This window comes from Salipiger aestuarii, assembly GCF_003259905.1.
Classification (GTDB): Bacteria; Pseudomonadota; Alphaproteobacteria; order Rhodobacterales; family Rhodobacteraceae; genus Salipiger; species Salipiger aestuarii.
The window spans coordinates 1-6,024 of record NZ_QLMG01000093.1 but is presented as its reverse complement, the minus strand read 5'-3'; the positions used below and the strand labels follow the sequence as shown (position 1 = coordinate 6,024).

Annotated in this window: 3 protein-coding genes, 5 pseudogenes and 1 other annotated feature; of the genes and pseudogenes, 4 read left to right on the top strand and 4 right to left on the bottom strand. The window is 57.1% G+C overall.

Annotation, left to right across the window (positions count from 1 at the left end; translation table 11 throughout):
- A pseudogene (locus tag ATI53_RS22360) lies at positions 1 to 353 on the top strand (integrase core domain-containing protein); the annotation flags it as partial.
- On the opposite strand, the gene ATI53_RS22355 reads toward ATI53_RS22360, so the two are convergent.
- A complete protein-coding gene (locus ATI53_RS22355) occupies positions 310 to 1,098 on the bottom strand; it encodes a GntR family transcriptional regulator (RefSeq protein ID WP_111551417.1) in 789 nt (262 codons plus the stop codon). The pseudogene ATI53_RS22360 and the gene ATI53_RS22355 sit on opposite strands and share 44 nt — an antisense overlap.
- A 107-nt stretch (positions 1,099 to 1,205) precedes the next feature.
- Here ATI53_RS22355 and ATI53_RS22350 point away from each other — a divergent pair, with 107 nt between their 5' ends.
- Complete coding sequence (locus tag ATI53_RS22350) at positions 1,206 to 1,739, top strand: VOC family protein (RefSeq protein ID WP_009502709.1); 534 nt, start codon at positions 1,206 to 1,208, stop codon at positions 1,737 to 1,739.
- 4 nt (positions 1,740 to 1,743) lie between these two features.
- The gene (locus tag ATI53_RS22345) at positions 1,744 to 2,934 is read left to right on the top strand and encodes an alpha/beta hydrolase (protein ID WP_111551418.1); all 1,191 of its coding nucleotides are present in this window, start codon (positions 1,744 to 1,746) and stop codon (positions 2,932 to 2,934) included.
- 36 nt (positions 2,935 to 2,970) lie between these two features.
- Here the strand turns inward: ATI53_RS22345 and ATI53_RS22340 are convergent.
- Positions 2,971 to 3,747, bottom strand: a pseudogene (locus ATI53_RS22340) (IS3 family transposase); the annotation flags it as partial.
- Positions 3,461 to 3,577, bottom strand: a sequence feature (AL1L pseudoknot). Its footprint overlaps the pseudogene before it by 117 nt.
- Here ATI53_RS22340 and ATI53_RS22335 point away from each other — a divergent pair.
- Positions 3,691 to 4,022: pseudogene (locus ATI53_RS22335) on the top strand (hypothetical protein); the annotation flags it as partial. The pseudogenes ATI53_RS22340 and ATI53_RS22335 overlap by 57 nt on opposite strands.
- Before the next feature lie 25 nt (positions 4,023 to 4,047).
- On the opposite strand, the pseudogene ATI53_RS22330 reads toward ATI53_RS22335, so the two are convergent.
- A pseudogene (locus ATI53_RS22330) lies at positions 4,048 to 4,804 on the bottom strand (transposase); the annotation flags it as partial.
- 113 nt (positions 4,805 to 4,917) lie between these two features.
- Positions 4,918 to 6,024, bottom strand: a pseudogene (locus tag ATI53_RS24165) (IS3 family transposase); the annotation flags it as partial.

Sequence of the window (6,024 nt, the reverse complement as noted above, 5' to 3'; positions counted from 1 at the left end):
AGCAGCCTCGCAACCGAAACACAGCATATTCGCGGCAGATGCGCTTCGACATGATCTGCAAGGCGAATGGGATCGAGCACCGGCTGACCAAGCCAAACCATCCATGGACCAATGGCCAGGTCGAGCGGATGAACCGAACGATCAAGGAGGCGACGGTGAAATGATACCGCTACGACAGCCATGATCAGCTGCGCACGCCCCTCTCGGACTGCATGGCGGCCTGCAACTTCGCACGCAGGCTGAAGACGCTCAGCGGCCTCACGCCCTACGAATACATCTGCAAGATCTCGACTTCCGAGCCTGATCGATTCATCCTGAATCCGATTCACCAGATGCCGGGACTGAACACCTAAGTTCCACTTTCACATTTTCGTTTTTGGTTGTGCCTCGATCGCGATCATCCGATGCGGCCCCCGTGGATGTGCTTTCTCCGTATTGTCTTCGGATGACTTTCGAAATCAAATCCCCTGCAAACAGGATATGTTCCCGCATACGGTTCGATACGCGCATGGACTGACCAGCCTGAAGGCTCAAAAGGATCTGTTCGTGATCTCTTTGAGATCCCTCCAATAGAGCCATGTTTGGAGACGCGCCGATAGTCGCGATCACCTTGAATGACATCATCGGCATGAGCGCCACATGCGCCAACGAGTTGCCAAGGGTTTCATTCCCCGCGGCGTCGACTATTGCCTGGTGAAAACGGTTGTTCATGTTGCGCCATTCTTCATGCTGAAATCGCTCTGCGCCGCTCCCGAGAAGGTCCCGCCCTTCTGCGACGCAAGCTTCGAGCGTAGCCGAAGTTTCTGCCGGCAGCCCTGTTTCGGCGACTATTTGGGAAGCGAGAGCTTCCAGCGCGGCACGCACCATATAAGCGTCGGAGATGGTTTCATGGTTGACGCTGCGAACGCGGTATCCGCGTTGCGCTTCGTAGTCCAACAACCCTTCGTTCGACAGTGTTTGGAGGGCAGCACGTACGGGGGTGCGGGAAATGCCCAGATATTCACTGACCTGCCGCTCGGTGATGGACGGGCCGGTGGAAAATTCACCCTTCAATATGGCGACTCGCAGCTTTTCAACGGCTTTTTCAGCAAGGGTCATTGCATCTCTCTGGTATACATTTATGCCACCTATGCACGAAAATCTTGACTCAATCCAGCGAAATGTATACCACCGGTGGGATCGCAGTATCCTCTGGGGAGAATCTAATGACTGTCAACGGATTGCATCATGTCGCGTACCGATGTCGCGACGCCAAGGAGACAACCGAGTTCTATAAGAAGTATGTGGACCTCGATTTGACCATCGCGGTCGCAGAGAACAAAGTGCCTTCGACCGGCGAATGGTCCCCGCATGTTCACATCTTTCTGGAAATGGGAGACGGTTCGTTCTTGGCGTTTTTCGAACTTCCCGAATCCCCGGATATGCAAATGGACACGAATACACCCGACTGGGTGCAACATCTTGCACTCAAGGTGGCCGATATGGAGACGCTGGAACAATATAAGAAACGATTGGTGGATGGTGGGATTGAAGTTGTTGGGCCGGCCGACCACAAGATATGCCAGTCTATCTACTTTTTTGATCCGAACGGACACCGGATAGAGTTGGCTGTAGACACAACAACGCCGGAGATGGCCCGCGAGTTGGGCCGAAGGGCAAAGCCAATGCTGGACGAATGGAGCAAGACCAAGCGCGCACCTGACGTGGATGAACTCATGCACAGCAATGCGAGAGGTTAACGATATGGCTGGCAGCAACGCACCGATAGTACCATACGATATTGTGAGGTTGCCAGTTATCGTTCAATTCCGAGAGGAAGCCGCTTTTACCGAGACCTATGGGTTCACTGGAAGCCAAGGCTCGGTGTTTCTGGAAGGACAGCGAATAATCCCGCAGGATTTGCCTTCGGACACTGTTCTTGTTTTCATGCATCCTGCGTCGACTCTGCACCTTATGCCCTTGCCCGTTGCGCTGGCAAAAGCTGGTTTTCATGTGCTGTCCTGCGCATCACGTTATGCCAAGAACGATACGGCCTTGATTATGGAAAAAGTATGCGCGGATCTGGGCGCATATATGCGGTATGCCCGTGAAGAATTGGGATATCTCAATGTTGTATTGTGCGGCTGGAGCGGTGGCGGATCACTTGCGGTGTTCTATCAAAGTCAAGCCGAGCACCCCTCGATTTCGCAAACCCCAAGTGGGGACGCGTACGATCTGACTCGCGCGGATCTGCCGCCGGCAGATGCGGTCATGTTCATTGCCGCACATACGGGACGAGCGCGGATTTTGTCAGAATGGATCGATCCTTCTGTCATGGACGAGAGCGACCCCGACGTTCGGAACACGGATTTTGATCTCTATGCCGCAAATGGCCCGAAACCGCCTTATGATGCGGCCTTTGTCGTCGAATTTCGCGAACGCCAACGAGCGCGCATGCGGAGAATTACCGACACGGTTTTGAAGCAACTTGCACATTTGGAACGCTTAGGCGGAGCGGAAATCGAGCGTCCCTTTATCGTACACCGGACGATGGCAGATCCGCGCTTTCTGGATCCGACGCAAGAGCCAAATGAACGCAGACCCGGCTGGAGCTATCTTGGAAACCCCGAGACCGTAAATACCGGACCAGTAGGACTCGCCCGATTTAGTACCCTGCGCGCCTGGCTTTCGCAATGGTCACCAGATCATTCGCGTGCCGACGCAAAAGAATGCGTCGGTCAAATTGCTTGTCCGTTTTTGCTGATCGAAAATGGCGCCGATGATGCGGTGCCACCCAGCCATCCAGCTTGCGTATTTGAAGCGGCAAAAATGGCGGACAAGACGTACCTTCGGATTGAGGGTGCAACGCATTATTACCGCGAACAGCCTGAAAAGCAGGCAGAAGTTATCAGCGAGATGCGCGCGTGGCTCCAAGAAAGGGCGCTGCTGAACTAGCTCGTGTTGGCAAAATAAATTCACACGGCGGTTCCCGGGGCGGCGATCTTGCACTGCCTGCTCCAAGGCGTCGATGACGAAACCCGCATGCGCGGGCGTGCTGACACGCCAGCCGACGATCTTGCGGGCAAAGGCGTCGATGACGAAGGGCGACATAGACGAACCCCTTCCAGGTGGCGACGCAGGTGAAATCGCTGACCCAGAGCACGTTGGGCGCGGGCACCCGAAACTGCCGGTTCACCTTGTCCAGCGGACACGGAGCCTTCTTGTCCGGAATCGTCGTTCGGTGCGGCTTGCCGCGGATGATGCCTTGAATACCCATCTCCTTCATCAGCCGAGCCACGGTGCAACGAGCGACTTCGAAACCTTCCCGGACGAGTTGCCGCCAGATCTTGCGGACGCCGTAGACTCGCCAGTTCTCTTCGAAAACACGCAGGATCTCGGGTCGCAAAGCCTCGTCACGACGAGCGCGGTCTGAAAGACGCGCCGGGTCGGCCCGCTTCGCCAGGTGATCGTAGGAGGTGGAAGGGGCGATCGGCAGCACCGCGCAGATCGGCTCGACCCCATGCGCATCACGATGCGCCTCGATGAAACCCACCATCACTTCGACCGGCGGTCGAGCTCCACCATCGCAAAATACGCCGACGCCTTCCTGAGGATCTCGTTCGCCTAGCGCAGCTCCCGCTCGAGCGCTTTCATCTTCTCCGCCATCTCAGTTGGGATGCCTGCGCGTCGACCGCTGTCGACCTCTGCCTTCTTCACCCATCCAAACGCCTGGGCAGGAAGATCTGGCGGATGTGGAGCGGCTACCATCGCCGAAGTCGCGCCGAGACCAAGATGCACTGCATGAAGCTGCTGGGCCAACGCCTTATGGTATGGCGCGGGGGCCCGACCGCCAAGTCGCCGCGCTTCAGGTTCGTGTCGCCGTCATGAACGGCTTCACTGCGCTCGGCATACCCGTCACAGAGACCGCGGGACAAGCGTGTCCGGGAAAAGGGGGACCTTGGCCGTCAGCCGTTTTGTGCAACAGAGCCCCATGCCGCTGTCTTCAGCCAGGCCTTTTTCGCTGCCGCAGACTCTCGTTATGAACGAGGGAGCCTCGGGGGCAGGTCAACGACCAACGCGTTGCCCCGACAGGGAGGTGTCCACGACCGTTGCCAGGCATTCCCGGCTGAAGTCGTCGATGACGCAAAGCACACGGAAGCGACGACCGTCCGAGAGGCTGTCCGAGACGAAGGCCAAGGACCATCGCTGGTTCGGCCCTTGCGGTATCGCCATCGGCGCCCGTGTTCCGATCACAGGCTTTCGACCGCCACGTTTGCGCACTGTCAGCCCCTCTTCGCGGTAAATCCGGTAGAGTTTCTTCCACTTCACGTGCCAGCCCTCACGCCCGAGCAACAGATGCAGCCGGCGATACCCAAAGCGCCGCCGTTCGCCGGACAGCTCCTTCAACCTTTCCCGCAGCCCGGCCTCCGCCGACCTGGCTGAGCGTCGCGGACAGACGCGCAAATCAATCCCGGCGAGGGCACAGGCGCGCCGCTGGCGGTCGTTCTTTTCTGTCATGGCCCAGTCCACGGCTCGTCGCCTTGCACCGGGCTTCAGAAGTTTTTTCCCAGCATCTCCTTGAGCGCGGTCACATCCAGCATGTGCTCCGCGAGCATCTTCTTGAGCTTCGCGTTCTCAACCTCCAGTGCCTTCAGCCGCTGGGTCTCCGACACTTCCATGACGCCATACTTCGAGCGCCATTTGCAGAAGGTGCCATCGCTGAGGCCATGCTTCCCTTCCGGCACAGCTCCCTGGAACCAGTGCCGGCCTGGTGTTCCCTCAGGATGCCAATGATCTCCTCATCGCGAAACCGGCTCTGCCGCATCGTCTGTCTCCTCGTTTGGAGAACAGGCTAACTTCAAACCCCGGACTTTGCAGAGAGGTGGTCCTAGATTTTAGCCCAATTTGGAGCCTGGTTAAGATGGATCAGGGGTTCATTTAGGCTGCTATTCTCATTGGTTTGTTTTTTCTGGCATATGCCTCGTCGGGGGGTCAACAAGCCGTGCGTTGAGTGGGGGGCGTTCGGAGTTATAGTAAGTCAGCCACTTGCCGATCCCTGCGCGCATTTCTGATCCCGCCTCAAAGGCGTTCAGATACACGCATTCATATTTCAGGGACCGCCACAGCCGTTCGATCATACGGTTGTCCCGCCATGCGCCTTTCCCGTCCATGCTGATTTTGATCTTTGCGTCGGTCAGCACGTCAATCCACGCGCCGCTGGTGAACTGGCTGCCCTGATCGCTGTTGAAGATGTCCGGCTTGCCATGTTTAGCGAGCGCTTCTTTCAAAGCCTCGACGCAAAAATCCGCGTCCATACTGTTTGACAGCCGCCAGGCCAGCACCTTGCGACTGCGCCAATCCATGATCGCCACGAGGTACAAGAACCCGCGCCGCATTGGGATGTAGGTAATGTCTGCGCACCAAACCTGGTTGGGGCGGTCAATCACCATATTGCGCAACAGGTCTGGCCAGATCTTATGCTGTGGATGCTTCTTGCTTGTGTTGGGTTCCTGATAGATCGGCACCAGCCTCATGAGACGCATCAGACGGCGCACACGATGGCGACCACATTGGTGCTTGTTGCGCTCGGGCCATTTGGCGCGAACCATACCACTGCGTTTCCAAAAACTGCTTGTCTATGATCTCCATGAAGCGCAGGGTCTCAGCGCTTTCGCCGACCGGCTGATAGTAAAGACGCGATCGCGAAAGCTGTAACAGTTCGCACTGTTTACGAAGGCTTGACTTGTGATCCCGGCTCACCATTTTTTTGCCTCGCGTCCCGAGCAGTTGATGCGAGGCTTCGGCGAAGAAATCCCGTTCCACCACCAACTGGCCGATCTTCGAGTGCAGCTTGTCGACATCGGCGGCGCTCACCTGTTCTGGGGCCGCGCCACGGCGCGTAAATGCCGTCGCCATGTTTTCTATCGCTGCGCGTTTCCAAGTCCCGATCTGCGTGGGATGCACTCCGTACTTCTTGGACAGTTCCGCCAGCGTCATCTCCTCGCGGATCGCTTCAAGCGCGACCTTGGCCTTAAACTCTGGCGA

What these genes read in the sequence shown, in the direction of transcription:
- ATI53_RS22355 (WP_111551417.1), bottom strand. Translation starts at nt 1,098, where the DNA reads ATGACCCTTGCTGAAAAAGCCGTTGAAAAGCTGCGAGTCGCCATATTG.
- ATI53_RS22350 (WP_009502709.1), top strand. Translation starts at nt 1,206, where the DNA reads ATGACTGTCAACGGATTGCATCATGTCGCGTACCGATGTCGCGACGCC.
- ATI53_RS22345 (WP_111551418.1), top strand. Translation starts at nt 1,744, where the DNA reads ATGGCTGGCAGCAACGCACCGATAGTACCATACGATATTGTGAGGTTG.